The sequence below is a fragment of the Streptosporangium sp. NPDC048886 genome (assembly GCF_055586905.1).
Genome location: NZ_JBVJHH010000042.1, coordinates 1 through 18,010 on the forward strand (window position 1 = coordinate 1; position 18,010 = coordinate 18,010).

Here is an 18,010-nt window from a genome sequence, read left to right on the forward strand (position 1 = left end):
CCCTTGGGGCCGAGGGTCACCTTGACGGCGTCCGCGAGCTGGTTCATACCGCGCTCGAGACCGCGCCGGGCGTCCTCGTCAAACGCGATCATCTTCGAAGCCATTCCCGCTCCTGTTCTTGATGGGGGCCGGCCGGGACGGCGCCCGCGACGGACGGTCCGCCGGCAGGCCTGCCGGCGGAGCTCACCGTCCCGGCACACGCCCTGTTGTTGGCACTCTCCAGGTGTGAGTGCCAGGCATCCCGTCGCACTCTACCCACAACTTGCGTGACACGCATACAGTGCGCGGCGCGCAGTATCGGGTAGAGTCGTCCCATGAACGACGACGCCATGGACCTCCGGACGCGCAACAGACGGGCCACCCGGGAGGCGATCAGCCACGCCGCGCTGCGCCTGGCCATCGAGCAGGGCCCCAACGGGCTGGTCCGCGTCCGCGTCCACGACATCGCCACGGCCGCGGGAGTGTCACCCCGCACCTACAACAACTACTTCTCCAGCCGGGAGGAGGCGATCTGCGCCTTCCAGGCCGACCAGTCCAGGCGCGCCGGGGAGGCGTTGCGTTCCCGGCCCGCCGACGAGCCGCTCGACCAGGCCGTCATCGCGGCCGTGATCGAGCTCTACACCGACCCCGAGCCCGACAAGGCGGGCCTGCGCATGATCATGTCGACGCCCGAGCTGGAGGGCGAGGCGCTGAAGGCGTTCACCATGGCGGAGGGCCCGCTCGCCGAGGCGATCGCGGCACGCACCGGCACCGACGCCGGCCGCGATCTGTTCCCCTCCGTCACGGCCGCCGCGGTCACCGGCGCCGTCCGGGTGGCGGGGCGGCACTGGCTCGCGCCCGGCGCCGCCGAACCCTTCGCCGCCATCCTGCGCCGCGCCCTGTCCTGCGTCGTTCCCGCCGCACCGCCCAGAGGCCCGCAGGACCAGTGACGTCGACACGGGCCCGGCTGCGGGCCCGTGCGGCAGAACATCCGCCCTCAATGGGCGGATAGGGTGGATATGCGGCGTTTGTGGTGCTTCGCCGAAGGTAATCGTGAGGGGGACGGGTGGCGGAGTCGTTCGGCAGGTTGCTACGGAGCTTGCGACACGCCGCCGAGCTGACGATCGAGGAGCTCTCCCACGCGTCGGGCGTCAGCGTACGGGCCATCGGCGACATGGAGCGCGGGACCAGCCGCGGTCCGCAACGGCGCACCGTGGAGGCGCTGGCCGAAGGGCTGGGGCTCGACGACGCGCAGCGGGGGGCGCTGTCGGAGGCGGCACGGGCGGGACGACCGCGCCAGGAGGCCCTCGCGCCGGGCGCGTGCGAGCTGCCCCGCGGAGTGGGCGACTTCACCGGACGGGCACGGGAGCTGCGCGCGCTGCGCGAACTGGCGGCTCGCACGGGGGACGAGAGGGCCTCCGTCGTGGCCGCCGTCTCCGGCGCCGCCGGCATCGGCAAGACGGCGCTGGCCGTGCGGGCCGCCGGGCAGCTGGCCGACCTGTTCCCCGACGGCCGCTTCTATCTGGACCTGCGCGGCATGGATCCGGTCCCGCTGGACCCGGGGACGGCGCTGTCCCGGCTGCTCAAGGCCCTGGGGGTGGCCGAGCGGCGCATCCCCGCCGACGAGGAGGACCGCGCGGGCCATTACCGGGCCCTGCTCCGCGGACGGCGATGCCTGATCATCCTGGACAACGCGGCGCACGAAGGCCAGGTGCGTCCGCTGTTGCCCTCGGACGGTCCGGTGATGACACTGGTCACCAGCCGCCGGCCGCTGGCCGGACTGGAAGGCGTGCACCAGGTCCCGCTGGCGCACCTGGCCGCCGGCGAGGCGGCCGCGCTGCTGCGCGCGATCGTGGGCGCGGAGCGCGCCGGGGCCGATCCGGACGGGGTGGCGCAGGTGGCGAGCCTGTGCGGAAACTTGCCGCTGGCGCTGCGCATCGCCGGGAACCGGTTGCAGAGCAGGCCCGGCTGGACGGTCGGGCAGCTGGCCGCGCGCCTCGGCGACGAGGGGCGGCGGGTGGAATCCCTGGCCGCGGGAGACCTGTCGGTGGCCGCCGCCTTCGCGCTGTCGTACCGGCAGCTCTCCCCGCCGGCCCGGCAGAGCTTCCGGCGCCTGGCGCTGGCCGCGGCGCCGGACTTCGGGGCGCCGATGACGGCGGTCCTGGCCGAGCTCGACCCGGCCGAGGCCGAGGATGCGCTGGAGGAGCTGGTCGACCTCGGTCTGCTGCAGTCGCCGTACGCGGACCGCTACCGCTTCCACGACCTGGTGCGGCTGTTCGCCCGCGCCCGGCTGTCGGAGGAGGAGTCCATCGTGGCCCAGCGGCAGGCGCGGCGGCGTATGGACGACTGGCTGCTGAAGGTCGCCACGGTCGCCGGACGCTGGTTCGAGCCGGACTACGGCGCCCCGCCGCCGGACTGGAGCTCCCCCGTCGAGCTGAACAGCTCGCAGCAGGCGCACGAGTGGCTCCAGTCGGAGGGCGAGGCGTGGCTGGCGGCGTTGAGACAGGCGGCCCGCGTCGGCGAGCACGCGCGCGTCGTCGAGGTGGCCGAGGCCATGCACTGGTTCTCGGACCTGTGGATGCACTGGGGGCACTGGCCCGAGGTGTTCGGCCTGTCCGCCGGGGCCGCCCGCGCCATGGGCGAGCGCGGGCAGGAGGCGACGCATCTCAATTACCTGTCCTGGGCGCAGACCTACTGCCAGGCCCGCTACGACGAGGCGGAGGCGACCGCCCTGCGCGCGCTGGAGCTGGCCCGCGACATCGGCGACGTGCGTCAGCAGGGCTGGGCGCTGACCTACGCCACCTGGGCGCTGTGGGCTCGTGACGACCATCCGAGCAAGGAGACCGCGCTGAGCTACACGCGGCAGGCGGCGGAGTGCTTCCAGGAGGCCGGGGACACCGAGGGCTACGCCCAGGCCGTCGTCAGTATGGGAAACTGCCTGCGCCGGATCGGCCGGGTGGAGGAGTCCGTGCAGCACAACCTGGCCCTGGTGGAGCGGCTGCGCGATCCCGCCTTCGGCGGCTCGCCGGCCATCGTCAACCACGCCGTCGGCACGGCGCTGGACCTGGTGGGTGAGGGCTACCTCGCCCTCGGACGCTGGCGGGAGGCCGCCGACCATTACCGCCAGGCGTTGCGGGAGTTGCGCAGGCGCCCGATCACCCGGGCCTTGGCGCTGTCGTTGACCAACCTGGGCAAGGCGCTGGTCCAGCTGGAGGAGGTGGAGCAGGCCCGCGAGGCGTTCCGGGAGGCCGTGGAGCTGTATGAGGCCACCGGTGACACCGACCGGGCGGCCCAGGTGCTCAAGGAGCTCGACCAGGTCGCGCAGGCGGATCCTGTCACGGGTCCACGAAGCGCTGGATGAACGTCAGGGCGGTGCCGCAGACTTCGCGCCAGCCGCTGTCGACGGTCAGCGAGTGCCCGCGGCCGGGCATCTCGATGATCTCGGTCAGGTGGTGCTCGTTGCGGACCTGGTTCCGGTAGGAGGCGTGGACGACGGCCCATGGGACGGTGGAGTCCATCTCGCCGGAGATGAGCAGCAGCGGGCCCCGATCCTCCGCGGTGCCGTCGACCTCCGGCTCGCTCCACGGGTCGAAGGCCGCGGCGGACGCCTGGAGCGGCGGCACGCCCGGTGTGGGGACGGCGAACGTCTCGTACAACCGCTCGGCCTCCTCCTCGCCGACGGCGTTGGCGAAGGAGTGGCGGAACTGGTCGTAGGTGAGCGGGACGGCGGCGCGGCCGGCGGCCGGATCGGCCGACGCGCGGGCGGGGGCGCGCGGCGGGGAGATCGGCAGCGGCAGCGCACCCCGGAAGGGGGCCGGGCCGATGGCCACGCCGGCGCAGGCCAAGCCGCGCCCGGCGAGGACCTGTGTGAGCAGGCCGCCGGTGGAGTGGCCGACCACGGCGGGCCTGCGCTCCAGCCCGCCGATCAGGTCCGCGAAATGGTCGGCCACCTCGCCGGCCGTCCTGCCGGCCGCGGCTCCGGCCGGCGGTGTGCCGGGCCAGTCCGGAGTGACGGGAGCGAATCCCGCCTCGTCGAACACCCGGGCCCAGCGCTCCCAGCTCGTGGGCAGCAGCCACAGGCCGTGGATGAAGACGACCGGGACCCGGCCGGTGGCGTTGGCGTGGCGTATCCGGGCGAGGTCGGAGGTGGATGACATGGATCCGTCCTGGAGTCGGGGAGTCGGTCCGTACGAGGGCCGCCGGGCGTGGTAGCGGCCCCCCGTACGGCCCCGGGGGAGCGCCTCAGCTCTCGGCGAGGGCCCGGCGGAGCGTGCCGACGGCCAGCTCGATCGCCGACTCGGCCGCGTAGGTCCCGCGCAGCGCGTTGAGCATGACGAAGTCGTGGATGATCCCCAGATGGCGCACGGCGGTCACCGGCACCCCGGCCGCGCGGAGCTTGTTCGCGTACGCCTCGCCCTCGTCGCGCAGCACGTCCGCCTCGGCGGTGATGACCAGCGCCGGGGGCAGCCCGGTCAGCTGCTCGGTGGTGGCCCGCAGCGGGGAGGCGGTGATCTCCGCCCGCTGGGCCTCGTCGGTGGTGTACTGGTCCCAGAACCACTGCATGCCGTCCCGGCGCAGGAAGTAGCCCTCGGCGAACTGCTGGTAGGAGCCGGTGTCGAAGGACGCGTCGGTCACCGGGTAGAACAGCACCTGCTGCCGCAGCGGCACTCCCCCTCGCTCCTTGGCCATCAGCGTCAGCGCCGCGGTCATGTTGCCGCCGACGGAGTCGCCGGCCACCGCGATGCGCGTGGCGTCCAGGCCCCTGGACGCGCCCTCGGCGACGACCCACCGGGCCACCGTCCAGTTCTGCTCGATCGCCACCGGGTAGCGGTGCTCGGGCGACAGGTCGTACTCGGGGAAGACGACGGCGGCGCCGGCGCCCACCGCCAGCTCGCGCACCAGCCGGTCATGGGTGTGGGCGTTGCCGAAGACCCAGCCGGCGCCGTGGATGTAAATGATCACGGGAAGGTCGCCCGTGCTGCCCGCGGGCCTGACGACGCGGGCCCTGACCGCACCGGTGGGGCCACCGGTGATCGTCACCCACTCCTCGTCCACGGCGGGCTTGTCGATCGGACCGGACTGGACGTCGTCCACGGCCTTGCGGCCCTCGTCCGGCGAGATCTGGAAGAGGAACGGCGGCTGGGCCGTGGCCTCGGCGAAAGCTTGCGCGGCAGGTTCCAGGACAGGCTTGTTCATGATCGCTCCAAGTGGGAAAGGCGGGGGCTCCGGCACATGGGGGCTCCCGTTCGCCTCACATCCAAGCAAGCGGCGCCGGGAGAAGACGAGGCAGAAGCACAGGCAGAAGTACGCTTCCGCCTCGCTCTCCCCCGTCGTGGCCTGTTTGGATCGCCGCTGAACAACTGACACCTTGCCGACAAGGAGCGCTTCCATGACGGAGAACACCACCCCGACAGCCGTCCTCGTGCACGGCGCGTTCGCCGACGCGGCCAGCTGGTCCGGCGTCATCGCCGAACTGCAGCAGCACGGCGTCCCCGTGGTGGCCCCGCCCAACCCGCTGCGCGGCCTGGCCTCCGACGCGGCGTACGTCGCCTCCGTGGCGGCCCAGATCGACGGCCCTGTCGTGCTGGTCGGCCACTCCTACGGTGGTGCGATCATCACCGTGGCCGGCGCGACGGAGAACGTCGTCGGTCTCGTCTACGTCGCCGCCTACGTCCTCGAAGAGGGCGAGAGCCTCGCCGAGCTGCAGGGACGGTTCCCCGAGCCGCCGCTGGGGGCCAGCCTGCGGCAGGCCACGTACCCGGTGGAGGGCGCCGAGCCCGCCGTCGAGTTCACGATCGCCCCCGAGGCGTTCCCCCGGGTCTTCGCCGCCGACGTGCCCGTCGAGGTCACCGGGGTGCTGGCGGTGGCGCAGCGGCCGCTGGCCGCCGGGGCGTTCACCGAGACCGCGAGCACGGCGGCCTGGCGGACGAAGCCCTCGTGGGCGGTCATCGCCGACGCCGACCAGGCGATCAACCCCGAGGTCCAGCGGTTCGGAGCCAAGCGGGCGGGGGCGGCCGGCGTCGAGGTCGCGGGCGCTTCGCACGCGGTCGCGGTGTCCCGTCCGAAGGAGGTCGCCGACGTGATCCGTGAGGCGGTCCGGGCCACCTCGGCCTGACGCCTCACCGCGCGCCGCCGCGTTGGTACTGCCGGATCACTTCTTCGGCGTTGTCGGTCACCGGGTACTCCACCGGCCCGTCGGGATCGCGAGGATCGACCCGTCCGGCGAGTGCCGGGAACTCCCCGTAGACGGTCAGCCCGGCGTTGACGAGGTTCAGGAGGCTCTCCTCGGGGTTCACGCCGGCGCCGGGGCCGAGCCCCGCCCACGGTGCGGCACGTCACCCGATGAGCGGCCTGCCAGCCGGTCATCGGGTGACGTGGCCCCGGGGTCAGCCGCTCCGCCAGATCCTGCTACGCAGGTCCATGCCGCGGATGACCTGGATGCGCCAGGGTGTCAGGCGCAGGACGTGGAGCTTGGGGTCGGCCGGCGAGCGCCAGAAGTTGCCCAGATCGTAGCCGGCTCCGCGCGGGCTCGTCCGCTTGTACAGGTCCCACACGTGGCTCCTGGCCGGCAGGTCGTCGACCCATGCGGCGACCGCGTCGACGGCGACGGAGTTGTTGCCCTGGGTCCAGTAGGAGAAGCTGGTGTGCGGGTTGCCGGCGATGTGCGCCGCTTTGACGGGCGTCTTGTAGGTGGCGAGCCAGCCGAGCGGACGGCCGTCGACGTTCTCCCAGACGGGGATCAGAACCCTGGTCCTGGGCCGGTTCTCGGCGTCCACGGTGACCATCGTGGCGTAGACGATGGCGCCGACGAAGGCGTTGAACTCGCTCTCGATCTCGGCGAAGGACTTCACTTTCACAGTCATGGCGTCTCCAGGTTCACAGGTGCTGCTCGATCGGGGTCCTGCTACGGCGCAGCCCGGGGGCGATGACGAGGGCGCCCAGGGCGGCGGCGACGACGGGCACGACCAGTGCGACGTGGAAACCGTCGAGCACGCCCTGCGGCGAGATGTCGCCTCCGGTCGCGGCGAGACTGACGGCGGTCACGACTGCCAGTCCCAGTCCCGCGCCGAACTGGAAGGAGGTGTTCAGCAGCCCACCGGCGAGCCCCTGCTCCTCCTCGGCGATCCCGTCGGTGGCGGCGATGGTGAGCGGCCCGTAGACCAGCGCGAAGGCCGTCCCGAGCAGGATCATGGTGGGGAACATGGCCGCGTAGGTCCAGTCCAGGCCGATCGGCTGGAAGAGCACGTAGGCCAGCACGGCCAGCAGCAGGCCTCCGAAGATCACCCGCACGTTGCCGAAGCGGTTGACCAGCCAGGGGGTCAGCGTCGGTGCGAGGACGGCGTCGATGCCGATGGCCAGCAGGGCCAGTCCGGTCTCGAGCGGCGACCAGCCGCGCAGTTGCTGCAGGTAGAGCACGGCGATGAACTGGAAGGCGAAGAACGAGCCGGAGAACAGGATCGCACCCAGGTTGGCGCGGACCAGCGCTCCCGACCGGAAGATGCCCAGGCGCACCAGGGGGGAGCGCGACCGCCGCTCGATGGCCACGAAAGCGGCCAGCAGAGCCAGGCTCGCGGCCAGCAGCAGGAGCGTCTGCGCCCAGCCCACGTGAGCTGCCCTCTCGACGGCGAGGACGAGCAGCAGCACCGAGCCCGTGACGCTGATCGCGCCCGCGAAGTCGAAGCCCTGGGCGGGACGGTCGCTCCGCTCGTCCCTGGGCACCAGTGCGACGGCGGCGGCGAGAATCGCCGCGGTCAGCAGGACCGGGGCGAAGAACACCCACCGCCAGCTGATCGTCGTCAGCAGGCCGCCGACGACGAGCCCGAGGGAGAACCCGGCGGCAGCCGTGCCGGCATAGACGAGAAGCGCCTTGTTGCGCAGCTTGCCCTCAGGGAAGCTCGTGGTGATGATGGACAGGCCCGCGGGGGTGAGGAACGCTGCGGCTATGCCCTTGACCAGCCGGGACAGGATCAGGATCCAGCCCTCGCCGGCCAGTCCGCCCAGGCCGGAGAAGACGAGGAAGACCGCCAGCCAGAACAGGAACATGCGCCTGCGGCCGAGCAGGTCGGCGGCCCGGCCGCCCATGAGCATGAAGCCGCCGTAACCGAGCACGTAGGCGCTGACCACCCACTGCAGCTCACCGGTGGACATGGCCAGCTCCGCCTGGATCGACGGCAGGGCCACACCCATCATCGAGACGTCCACCCCCTCCAGGAAGATGGCGCCGCACAGGACGAGCAGCATGCCCCACGCTCGCCCGCTCATGCGGTCGGTCTGTTGAAACATCATTCTTATTCCGTTCTTGTCGCGTAGCCGGGCAGCGCGGATCGGCCTCGCGGCATCCGTGCCGCGAGGGGGTAGCACCGGGGAAGTTCAGCTCGGGGGATGCAGCCGAGCCGTCAGGCACATGCGATCCAGTGCGTTGCACAGGGAGATCGTCATGATGAGGTTGCCGAGGTTGTAGGGTCCGAGCAGCCGCTCGGCCTCGCCGTACTCCTCCTCGGACACGCCTTCGGGCCGCAGCCGGGTCATGGCCTCGGCCAGGGCCAGCGTGGCCCGTTCGGTCGCGGAGAACAGCCGGGAGTCGCGCCAGCCCGCCAGTTGGTGGAGCCGCTCCTGGGTGTCGCCCAGGCGCAGGAGCTCCGTGGAGCGCCTGCCGAGGAAGTACGCGCACCCGTTGATCTGGGAGACGCGGATCTTCACCAGCTCTCGCAGCCGGTCGTCGACCAGCGTCTCCCGCCGCAGCACGCAGTCGAGCTCGGCGATGATCTCGACGGCGCGCGGCGACACGGCACTCAGAGCGATCCGCTCGTGGTCCATCGAGCCCTCCTCTGACTCCCGCTGACTGGTCAAGCATCGATCACGCCGCGACCTGGAACAACAGCGAAATCCTCACCTATCGGTAAGGCAGCCTTACCGATAGGTGAGCATGCGAGATGTACTGGCAGGGACTTGAGGCGTTCCTGACGCCGGCCGAGGAGTTGCACTTCGGCCGCACCGCGGAACGGCTGCGCGTGTCACGGGCGCGGGTAAGCCAGATGATCAAAGTCCTGGAACGACGCATCGGCGGCCCGCCGTTCGACCGGACCGGTCGCCGGGTGACGCTGACGCCCGTCGGACGGCGGCTCCGCCAGGACCTGACACCTCATCACCGCGGTATTCACCAGGCGATCGCCAGAGCGGCCGACGCCACGCGCGGCATCGGCGGCGTCCTGTCCGGCGATCCGCCCGCCGCGGAAGCCGTCATGGCTCACCGCCCGGGTCGGCAGACTCCGGGCAGCGCGCATACCTTCGCCGCCATTTCGGCGGCGGTGTGACGCAGGGTCTTGACGGCTTGTTTCTGCGGGTGGCCGAGGGCGTCCGAATCGCCGGAGTAAATCATCAGCGCGCTCCCCTTGCGCGCCACGAGGCCCGACAGCAGGGGAGACCATTCCTTGTTGAGCCTGTCGTACATCATGATGCGCATCAGCGCGGCCTCGTCCGCGAGCCGCGTACGGTTCACCACCCACCGGGTTCTCCCGTCGTCGGCCCAGCTGTACGGCTTGCCGTACGACGCGGCCGCGCACCGCTTGGCGTCGGCGAACAGCTTCCTCATGGCCGTCCTGGCCGCCTCGGCGTTCCGATAGATCACGAGTTGTTCGCTGGAGTACGACGGCGCGCTGTCGGTGCGGACGATGGTGCGCGCGGCCGCCCGGTCTGCCGTCGTGGCGTGCTTGCGCCCGCAGGGGTTCAGCTCCAGGGGCCTGTTCGGCCTGTCGCTGATCTCCCACCAGATCTCGTCCTTCTCTATCTCCGACAGGGGCGTACGGGCGGCCCTCTCGCTCAGAAGGAAGTTCTTGGGGATCTGGGCGGGAGGTGAGGACCAGAGAGAGGCCGCGAGGATGATGATCATGCTGGGTTAGATGGACGGAACGCCCGTCAGGTTCGCGCGAGCACGGCGGCCGCCCGGGCCCCGCGCGCCGACCGAACTCGGACCGCTCAAGGTAGCGATCACCATCGGCAGCGCGCGCCCGGGACGCAACGGAGGCTGTGGCCCATTGGAGCGCCGTCTGCCAGGATGCGCTCCAGCGTGCGCCGGCCCATCCGGCTCATGGCCGGATCGGTTTCGAGGTAGTACCAGACGAGCCCCATCGCCTGCACGAAGGCCCAGGCTCTGCCTCGCTCCCACTCAAGATCGTCGCACCCGAGATCCAGGCGGAGCACCTGCCGCGGCCCGGCCTCGAGCAGATGCCAGGCGCTCACGAGATCCAGAGCGGGATCGGCCGGCCCGAAGCCGCCGACGTCGAGGATCCCGGCCAGCCGGCCGGCGGACACGAGCACGTTGCCGGGGATGAGGTCGCTGTGGGTCATCACGTCGGCCGCATGGCGCGGCAGGCCCCGAAGGTCTTTCCACATCCGGCGGAGCCGACGGACGTCCAGAAGTCGTTCGCTGTGCCTGAAACAGGTCTCCATCCACGCGTCGTGAGACCGAAGGTCGCCGCCTCGGCCTTTGCCGGCGAAGGTGCGGCCACGCGTGTCGACGGCACGCAGGTCGTTGATGAGATCGGCCATGTCGTGGGCGAACGCGACCGATCCGCCCGGATCCTCGTCGGTGGCCACGACGCCGGGCAGCCAGGTCTGCACCGACCACGGAAGCGGGTATCCCGCCCCGGGCTCACCGAGCGCGACCGGCTCGGGCGTGGGAAAGCGCGTGCGGCCCGCCAGCTCGCGCGCCGCCTCCGCCTCGGACTCCAGCCAGCGCCGCGCCGAGTCGACGTGCCGGGGTTGCAGAGGGAACCGGGCGGTGAAGCCGTCGCCGATGCGGAAGATGGCGTTGACCGTCCCACGGGCGGCGATGCCCGTGATGGGCATGTTCCGCCACTCGGGATATTGCTCGTCCACCAATGTGCGCACCGTCTCGGGTGACACCGTCAGCTGGTCGGGGTGCGTCTTCACGCCGGGATCGTCGCGCGTTCCGGCCTTTACCGCAATGTGTTTTCGGCTGCGGGAGGTGGCCGCGGGCCACGGCGCCGACTTCGGTGATCCGCCCGGCCCGCGGGGCCGGCGTCCGACGGATATTGAACAAGCGACCGCTTTGGTTGATCATGTCAGTTATCACTCGGAGAGAGGTGTGCGTCCTGTGAGCCGACGACTGCTGTCCCTGCTGGTGATACCCCTGTTCCTGCTCGCGCCGGCGGTGCCCGTCCGGGCCGCCTCCGGACCCCCGCCCGGCGTCGTCGTCGGGCAGCAGGACGGCCGGGTGGCGGGGGCGACGCCGAAGGTCCCCGCCGTCGGCGAGACCCGGTCGGGCGGGCACCTGGTGAAGACCACGACGGAGGCGCCGCGGCGCACCGCGGACGGCACGGGCGCCATGGCGCGGGCGACCGCGAGGGCCGGCACCGCCGCCGCGTTCAACGAGTCCTACGGGGACGACCAGTACCTCACCGCGCCGACGCAGTGGTGGACCGTCAACGGCTGGACGATCGAGCAGATCCACGACTACGCGCAGAGCCAGGGCGCGCGGGTCAGCGACATCGCCCACCAGCCCGGCACCCAGCTCACCTTCACCGCCACCCTCGTCAAGAACACGGGCGCCTACTGGGTGCGGTCCTGGGGGCTCTACTACGGGCTGACCGACCAGGGCGTGGTCGGCCTGGCGAACTACACCGGCACCCGGCCCGCCTCGGTCGCCCGCTACTGGACCGTGGACGGCTGGCGGTTCGCCGTCGCGCTGGTCGACAACACCGGTGACGGCGCCCGGCCCTGGTGGTGGTACTACGGCGACACCTCATTCGTTCTCGCGCAGCAGCAGGCCACCGGCGCCCGGCCCGTCAAGCTGCGGCCGTTCGACGCCGGCGGCGGCGCCCGCTGGTACGACCTGCTGCTGACGGGCTGGAGCTCGCAGCACTTCTGGTGGTGGCTGGGCGGTAGCGACGCCCAGGTCAACAACCTGGCGGAGCAGAACGGCGCGCGGCTGGTGGACGCCAGCCGCAATGCCGACGGCACCTTCAACGCGATCATGTTGCGCAACACCTCCGGTCCGGCGCCGGGCTGGTGGTACGACCTCGGCCACGATCAGCTCAACCTCAAGACACTACGCAAGGGCGCCCGGCTGATCAGCGCGCAGGGATACGTCGCGAACGGTCAGACGCTCTTCGTCGGCGTCATGACCCGGGAGATGACCGGCGCCGACCAGGCCCGTGCCATGGTGCAGAACACCACGCTGCACACCGCCTGGTTCAACGGCGCCTCGGCGGTCGCCGAACTGTCGGACGGCACGCTCGGCAAGTTCCAGGCGCACTACGGCGACGTCTCCGGCATGGACGCGCGGGTACGCATCGCGAGCGTCTCGAAGACCTTCGCCGCCGCCGAGCTGCTACGGCTCGCCGCCGCCGGGATGGTCTCGCCGGACGCGCGCGTCTCGCAGTACCTGCCCGGCGTCACCGGCGGCGACCAGATCACCCTGCGGAATCTCCTCCAGCACACCAGCGGGCTGTACAACTTCACCGACGACCTGCCCGGCTTCGGGACGACGATGACGCAGGGGTTCACCAACCAGCAGTTGCTGGACATCGTCAACCGGCACGCACGGCTGTTCACGCCGGGCTCCCGCTACTCCTATTCCAACAGCAACTACCTGGTCATCGGCATGATCATCGAACGGGTCACCGGCCGGTCCTACCCCGACCAGATGAGCCGTGACCTGATCGGCCCGTTCGGGCTGGCCGGCACCGCCGTCCCCACCGACACCGCGCTCTCGTCGGTGCGGCTGCGCGGTTACTGGTGGAACCCCGACACCTCCACCCGGGTCGAGACCACCGGCCAGAACGCCTCGCGCTGGGCGCCGGGCGGCCAGATGGTCTCGACCATCCCCGAACTCAACCTCTTCTACAAGTATCTGCTGGTCGGGTATGTGACCGGGACGAGCTGGCTCAACGAGATGAAGAGCAACCTCGTCTACACCGGCGAGGGCTCCAAATGGGCCGGAATGGGGATCTTCCGGACCACCCTGAGCTGCGGCAAGAATGTCTGGTGGCACGACGGCCGCATCCCGGGCTACCGGACGTGGTCGGTGCACTCGGAGAACGGGCAGCGCAGCCTGAGCTGGGCCTACTCGGAGGGATCAGCCAACCCGGTCAACTTCGACGACGAGTTCATCGACAACGTCTTCTGTCTCCTCTGATGAGGCGCGTCCTCGCGTACGGACGCCATCGGGACTCGACGTGCTCGCCGGCACGGCGAGGCGCCCGGCATGCACGCGATCGTGCGGGGAGTACTGCTGGAACTGCTCCCGCTGGACGAGGAGCGGCGCAACCGGCACCTGGTGTACGTCGCCTATTTCGTCCGCTTCCTGACCGACCCCGCGCTGGCCGAGGCCGCCCGGGCACGCGTCACCCCGCCGCTTCCGGCCGACCCCGGACGCGGTGGCCGCTGACGCGATCACCGCCAGGTGCCAGGCGGCATTATCCGGAAGATCCGCGAATTCCTCGCCGCAGGCTGAGCGCGGCTGCCGCTTCTCGACTCTCGGGCTGAAGTCAGCCGGTCTGCTGGTGCCAGCGGTGCAGCAGGGCGGGGAGCTCGCCGAGCAGGAATTCGTAGAAGGCGTGCATCTGCGCCAGGCGCTGACGGGCGGGATCGCCCTCATCGGTGGCGGCGATCCCGGCGGCCGCGGCCTGGAGCATGGCCTGGATGACGGTGTTCTGGCTGGTGAACAGGGTGGCCCAGGCATCGTCGCGGAGCCGGTAGTGCTCACGGCGGCTACCGGGCGATGGCAGGCGTTCGATCAGCCCGACTGTCAGCAGGGATTTGACCGCGCCCGAGACCGAGCCTGCGCTGGCCTCCAGCCGCATCGCGATCTCACCGGCGGTGACACTGTCCTGGTCGGTGAACAGGAAGACCGCCAGGGTACGCGCGGCCATGCGCTGCAGCCCGCCCTCGATCAGCGTCACGGCCAGCCGTTCCGCCGCCTGCCACTGCTCATACCGGTCATCCATGTGTCCGCCTCCTTGAGGAGAAACAGAATACCGAATATTCCGACTCTTCAGAAATTTCTGAAAAGTCGGAATGGTGCTGGCATCGGCCTCTCGCGAGAGGTTCGATGGTGTGCCGGGAAGTCTGGTCGGCGATGTGACATCTCATCAGCGTCGACAGGAAGTTGACCGGCCATGACCTGCTCAGCCGTCTGTACGGCGTGCGCCCCGCCCTTCGTCACCGGGTGCCCGTCCGGCGGAACGTGGAGATCCCAACCGCCGACGGTGTGCGGCTGCTGGCCACGCACTACTACCCGGCGGGTCAACGGCGGCCGCCACTCGTGCTGCTGGGCAGTCTGTACGGCCGCGACAACGCCCTGGACCGGCTCCCGGCGCCGCTGGCCGAGCGCGGCTACCGGGTGCTGTACCAGAACCTGCGCGGCACGGCCGGGTCCGGTGGCCGCTCCGACGGGTTCGTCATCGACCCGGCCGACGGCGACGGCACGCTGAGCTGGCTGCGCGCCCAGCCGTGGTTTGAACGTCGACCACTTCGCCCGGGTGTGAGAGGTGGACGCACGCGGCCGATCGGTCAACATGTGCGACGGCATCGTCCGGCTGCAAGAACCCGGCGCAATCCGGGCGGGCGACGTCCGGGTGGCCGGCATCGCCCTGTGGCCGGTGGCCCACCGCATCCGGCTGCAGGTCTCCAGCGGCGCCCACCCGCGCTTCGGCCGCGACCCCGGCACCGGCGGGACCGAACGCGGCCTGAGCGGCGCCTTCGCCACGACCGGCCCGCCGGGCGCGATCACCCTCGGCGGCCCGCTCACCACGGCGCTGAAAATCACCGGCTTCGACACCGAACTGGTGTGGGCGCCGCCGGAACTGCTCCTGCGGCACACGGCCACCCGCGCCCTGCTGTTCGGCCCGGAGGAGGACTTCCTGCTCGACCTGGAGCACAAGGTCGCCGTCTACATGCTCGACCGGCGGCCCACGGCCATAGCACCCGGCGCGACCGGCACCCTGTCATCGCGTGGCCGTACCGCGGCGGTCATCAGCGTCGGCGACGGCCGCAACGTCGCCTTCTTCGGCTACCGCGCCGACCACGCCCGTCCGGACGAGGACGTCACCACCCAACTGGAACGCGTGTACGGCGACCTCGGCTGGGTCATCCCCGAAGCCCTCGCCGGGCTCCATCGGGCCGATTCGGTCTACTCCGACACCATCAGCCAGGTCGTGGCACCGTGCTGGAGCAGCGGCCGGGTGGTGCTGCTGGGCGATGCCGCCTGGTGCGTCACCCTGTTCGCCGGGTACGGCTCAGCGCTGGCCGTTGGCGGCGCCGACCGGCTCGGCACCGAACTGGCCGCCCACCCCGGCGACATCCCCGCCGCACTGAGCGCTTGGGAGGCCGCCATCCGGCCCGAAGCCGAACGCAAACAGAAGCTCGGCCGCCGGGTCAAAGGCGTCTACGCCCCAGCCAACCCCGCGCTGCTCTGGCTGAGCCTGCTACCGCTGCGGCTGGCCTCCCTACCGCCTGTGCGCCGGTACATGACCCGTCGCTTCATCAAGGGCTGAGGTAGCGGCACACCTGGCCGGGCGGGCAGCCCGGTGTCACATTCCAGGCAACTGGAAGATCGCGCCCCTGGTGGGATGCGAGTATCGGTGAGCCGGGAAGCCGGGCCGGCCCGCGATCTTGGGATCGCGGAGCCGGGGCCCCTACGGAGTTGAGATCAGATATCAAGGTCCGCCTGCCCGTCGGTCGCCCGCGCACCCGCCCGGGCGCGGTGCCCGCCGACAAGGCGTACTCCTCCCAAGCCGACCGCAGCTATCGGACAGATCGCTTGTTCAATGCGGATTTCAAGGGATCAACAGACTCGGCATACTCGGCGATCTCTGTCACCATGAGGGGCATGCCCGCTCTGCGCCTGCTACGCGCCGTCGCGTTCGCGGTCGTGTGCGTGGCGATGTCACTGGGCATGCATGTGCTGGCCGGAGGCGCCGCCGTCGACGCGGCGGCGCCCGCCGGGGCGGCGGTGCTCGTGGCGGGCGGGGCCTTTGTGCTGGCCCGGCGGCAGCGGGGCCTGGGCGCCCTGCTCACGGCGGCCTTCGCCGCCCAGTACGGCCTGCACCACCTGTTCTCCGCGGCCGCGGTGCAGCCGCCGCCGGTTCCCGGTCACGGACACGGCGGCTTGGCCGCGGATGTGTCCATGTTGCTGGCCCACGTCGTGACAGCGCTGCTGTCGGCCTACTGGCTGGAGCGCGGCGAGACCGCCCTGGCCACGCTGCTGCGCCTGCTCGCAGCCTCGGTCCTCACCCTGCTGGTGTGCTGGGCGGCGCCCGCCGTACGGCGCCTCGTCCCGCAGCCCTCCGGGGAGAGCCGGGCCTCGTCCGTCACCCGGCTGCTCGCCGCGGCCGTCTCCCGGCGGGGGCCGCCGGTGGAGTTCTCCGTCATCTGATCCGGGCCGCCGCGCCCGGATGGCCGCACGCCCGCGTGCAGCGGGCCCGCATGCCGAACGCGTGCCGGCCCGCCGCGGCCTTTTCCGACCCGAACGGACCCCCTGCCGGGGGCGATACGCGCCTTCCGCGCGCGCCCCTGCGAACGGAGAACTCTCATGACGTCCGACGTCCGGACCCCGTCCGCCCTCCGACCACAACGGACCCCCGCCTGGCCGGCGCTGCGCGCGCTGCTGCTGCGCCTGCACTTCTACGCGGGCGTCCTCGTCGCGCCCTTCCTCCTGGTGGCCGCGGCGACCGGCCTGCTGTACGCCGCCTCCTTCCAGATCGAGAAGGTCGTCCACGCCGCCGAGCTCACCGCGGCCCCCGCATCCGCCGGGCAGGAGCGGCTCCCGCTGGTGCGGCAGATCGCCGCCGCCCGGGCCGCGCACCCGGAGGGCACGGTCGGCGCCGTACGGCCCGCCGCCGAGCCCGGCGCGACCACCCGGGTCCTGCTAGACGTGCCGGGCCTGCCGGAGAGCACCCGGCTGGCGGTCTTCGTCGACCCGCACACCGGCGAGGTCCGGGGTGCGCTGGAGAGCTACGGCAGCTCGGGTGCGCTCCCGGTGCGCGCCTGGATCTCCACTCTCCACCGCCACCTCCACCTGGGCGGACCCGGCCGCCTCTACAGCGAGCTGGCCGCGAGCTGGCTCTGGGTGGTCGCGCTCGGCGGCGTCGTGCTCTGGCTGAGCCACCGCCGCCGCGCGCTCCGGCCCGACCGCGGGGCCACGGGCCTGCGGCGGACCCTGTCGTGGCACGGCTCGGTGGGCCTGTGGATCACCGTCGGCCTGCTGTTCCTCTCGGCCACCGGGCTGACCTGGTCGGCGTACGCGGGCGCGAACGTCGACAAGCTCCAGAACGCGCTGGGCTGGACGACCCCGTCCCTGTCCGCCTCCGCCGGTGACCACGCCGACCACGCCGGGCACGGCGGCGGGCCCGTGGCCGAGGCCGACGCCGACCGGATCGTCGCGGCGGCGGAGGGCGCCGGGCTCTCCGGGCCGCTGGAGGTCGCCTGGCCCGCCGAGCCCGGCGCGGCCTTCACGGTCAAGGAGATGGACCGCGAGTGGCCTCAGCGCAACGACCAGGTCGCGATCGACCCGGCGACCGGCCAGGTCGTCGGCGAACTGCGCTTCGACGACTTCCCGCTGGTGGCCAAACTGATCCGCTGGGGCATCGACGGGCACATGGGGGTGCTGTTCGGCCTGCCCAACCAGATCCTGCTGATGGCGCTCGCCCTCGGGCTCATCTCCATGATCGTCTGGGGCTACCGGATGTGGTGGCAGCGCCGCCCGACCCGGGGCTTCGCCGCTCCCTACGGGCGCGGCGGCCGGCGCGCGGTGCCGCCGGCCGTACTCCTGCCCGTCGGAGCGGCGGCGGTCGCGGTGGGCGTCTTCGTCCCGCTGCTCGGGATCTCCCTGCTCGCCTTCCTGGTCGTCGACGCCGTGCTCGGCCGGATCAGGGCCGCCCGCTGACCCCGTACCGGCCACGACCGCCCGTGCCGGCCCGGTGCCGTCTCTCCGTCTCCCGCGCACCCGGCCGCCTGCGGGCGGCCGGACCGGTTTTGCGCTGGGAGTGAAGGGACGGAGTTCACTTGG

At 71.7% G+C, this 18,010-nt stretch carries 18 protein-coding genes and 2 pseudogenes; 11 read left to right on the forward strand and 9 right to left on the reverse strand.

What is annotated here, in order from left to right:
- The first annotated feature begins 314 nt into the window (after positions 1–314).
- Entirely contained in the window at positions 315–929 is a 615-nt protein-coding gene (locus ACZ6R6_RS38310) for a TetR/AcrR family transcriptional regulator (RefSeq protein ID WP_470101844.1), read from the forward strand.
- A 116-nt stretch (positions 930–1,045) separates the two neighbouring features.
- Positions 1,046–3,340: an ATP-binding protein gene (locus tag ACZ6R6_RS38315; RefSeq protein WP_470101845.1), complete on the forward strand. Its 2,295-nt coding sequence runs from the start codon at positions 1,046–1,048 to the stop codon at positions 3,338–3,340.
- Here ACZ6R6_RS38315 and ACZ6R6_RS38320 read toward each other — a convergent pair.
- Complete coding sequence (locus tag ACZ6R6_RS38320) at positions 3,315–4,136, reverse strand: alpha/beta hydrolase (RefSeq protein ID WP_470101846.1); 822 nt, start codon at positions 4,134–4,136, stop codon at positions 3,315–3,317. The genes ACZ6R6_RS38315 and ACZ6R6_RS38320 overlap by 26 nt on opposite strands.
- A gap of 85 nt (positions 4,137–4,221) precedes the next feature.
- A complete protein-coding gene (locus ACZ6R6_RS38325; RefSeq protein WP_470101847.1) occupies positions 4,222–5,175 on the reverse strand; it encodes an alpha/beta hydrolase in 954 nt (317 codons plus the stop codon).
- 193 nt (positions 5,176–5,368) lie between these two features.
- Between ACZ6R6_RS38325 and ACZ6R6_RS38330 the strand changes: the two genes are divergently transcribed.
- Positions 5,369–6,094, forward strand: a complete 726-nt coding sequence (locus ACZ6R6_RS38330) for an alpha/beta fold hydrolase (RefSeq protein ID WP_470101848.1) — start codon at positions 5,369–5,371, stop codon at positions 6,092–6,094.
- A 4-nt stretch (positions 6,095–6,098) separates the two neighbouring features.
- On the opposite strand, the gene ACZ6R6_RS38335 is transcribed toward ACZ6R6_RS38330, so the two are convergent.
- The 4 genes from ACZ6R6_RS38335 to ACZ6R6_RS38350 all read right to left on the reverse strand — a co-directional run bounded on the left by ACZ6R6_RS38335 (position 6,099) and on the right by ACZ6R6_RS38350 (position 8,796).
- On the reverse strand, positions 6,099–6,275 hold the full coding sequence (locus tag ACZ6R6_RS38335; protein WP_470101849.1) for a hypothetical protein: 177 nt from the start codon (positions 6,273–6,275) through the stop codon (positions 6,099–6,101).
- Positions 6,276–6,365: 90 nt separating this feature from the next.
- Entirely contained in the window at positions 6,366–6,842 is a 477-nt protein-coding gene (locus ACZ6R6_RS38340) for a pyridoxamine 5'-phosphate oxidase family protein (protein WP_470101850.1), read from the reverse strand.
- A gap of 13 nt (positions 6,843–6,855) precedes the next feature.
- Positions 6,856–8,241 carry an MFS transporter gene (locus ACZ6R6_RS38345; protein ID WP_470101851.1) on the reverse strand — a complete coding sequence of 462 codons (1,386 nt, stop codon included), beginning with the start codon at positions 8,239–8,241 and terminating at the stop codon, positions 6,856–6,858.
- A gap of 108 nt (positions 8,242–8,349) precedes the next feature.
- Positions 8,350–8,796 (reverse strand): carboxymuconolactone decarboxylase family protein, encoded by a 447-nt coding sequence (locus ACZ6R6_RS38350; protein WP_470101852.1) that lies wholly within the window; start codon positions 8,794–8,796, stop codon positions 8,350–8,352.
- Between the two features lie 116 nt (positions 8,797–8,912).
- Here ACZ6R6_RS38350 and ACZ6R6_RS38355 point away from each other — a divergent pair, with 116 nt between their 5' ends.
- Positions 8,913–9,293 carry a LysR family transcriptional regulator gene (locus ACZ6R6_RS38355; RefSeq protein ID WP_470101853.1) on the forward strand — a complete coding sequence of 127 codons (381 nt, stop codon included), beginning with the start codon at positions 8,913–8,915 and terminating at the stop codon, positions 9,291–9,293.
- Here ACZ6R6_RS38355 and ACZ6R6_RS38360 read toward each other — a convergent pair.
- Positions 9,227–9,868 carry a hypothetical protein gene (locus ACZ6R6_RS38360; RefSeq protein ID WP_470101854.1) on the reverse strand — a complete coding sequence of 214 codons (642 nt, stop codon included), beginning with the start codon at positions 9,866–9,868 and terminating at the stop codon, positions 9,227–9,229. The genes ACZ6R6_RS38355 and ACZ6R6_RS38360 overlap by 67 nt on opposite strands.
- Before the next feature lie 98 nt (positions 9,869–9,966).
- On the reverse strand, positions 9,967–10,911 hold the full coding sequence (locus tag ACZ6R6_RS38365) for an aminoglycoside phosphotransferase family protein (protein ID WP_470101855.1): 945 nt from the start codon (positions 10,909–10,911) through the stop codon (positions 9,967–9,969).
- A gap of 184 nt (positions 10,912–11,095) precedes the next feature.
- Here ACZ6R6_RS38365 and ACZ6R6_RS38370 point away from each other — a divergent pair, with 184 nt between their 5' ends.
- On the forward strand, positions 11,096–13,138 hold the full coding sequence (locus ACZ6R6_RS38370; protein WP_470101856.1) for a serine hydrolase domain-containing protein: 2,043 nt from the start codon (positions 11,096–11,098) through the stop codon (positions 13,136–13,138).
- A 69-nt stretch (positions 13,139–13,207) separates the two neighbouring features.
- Positions 13,208–13,390, forward strand: a complete 183-nt coding sequence (locus ACZ6R6_RS38375; protein ID WP_470101857.1) for a hypothetical protein — start codon at positions 13,208–13,210, stop codon at positions 13,388–13,390.
- Positions 13,391–13,490: 100 nt separating this feature from the next.
- On the opposite strand, the gene ACZ6R6_RS38380 is transcribed toward ACZ6R6_RS38375, so the two are convergent.
- Positions 13,491–13,949: a GbsR/MarR family transcriptional regulator gene (locus ACZ6R6_RS38380; protein ID WP_470101858.1), complete on the reverse strand. Its 459-nt coding sequence runs from the start codon at positions 13,947–13,949 to the stop codon at positions 13,491–13,493.
- A 263-nt stretch (positions 13,950–14,212) separates the two neighbouring features.
- Between ACZ6R6_RS38380 and ACZ6R6_RS38385 the strand changes: the two are divergent.
- The 5 genes and pseudogenes from ACZ6R6_RS38385 to ACZ6R6_RS38405 form a co-directional block, all read left to right on the forward strand.
- Positions 14,213–14,452: pseudogene (locus ACZ6R6_RS38385) on the forward strand (CocE/NonD family hydrolase); the annotation flags it as partial.
- A 40-nt stretch (positions 14,453–14,492) separates the two neighbouring features.
- Positions 14,493–15,497 (forward strand): FAD-dependent monooxygenase, encoded by a 1,005-nt coding sequence (locus ACZ6R6_RS38390; protein ID WP_470101859.1) that lies wholly within the window; start codon positions 14,493–14,495, stop codon positions 15,495–15,497.
- Between the two features lie 161 nt (positions 15,498–15,658).
- Positions 15,659–15,758: pseudogene (locus tag ACZ6R6_RS38395) on the forward strand (IS5/IS1182 family transposase); the annotation flags it as partial.
- Positions 15,759–15,832: 74 nt separating this feature from the next.
- The gene (locus tag ACZ6R6_RS38400; protein ID WP_470101910.1) at positions 15,833–16,378 is read left to right on the forward strand and encodes a hypothetical protein; all 546 of its coding nucleotides are present in this window, start codon (positions 15,833–15,835) and stop codon (positions 16,376–16,378) included.
- 156 nt (positions 16,379–16,534) lie between these two features.
- Positions 16,535–17,887, forward strand: a complete 1,353-nt coding sequence (locus tag ACZ6R6_RS38405) for a PepSY-associated TM helix domain-containing protein (protein ID WP_470101860.1) — start codon at positions 16,535–16,537, stop codon at positions 17,885–17,887.
- Positions 17,888–18,010: the final 123 nt, after the last annotated feature.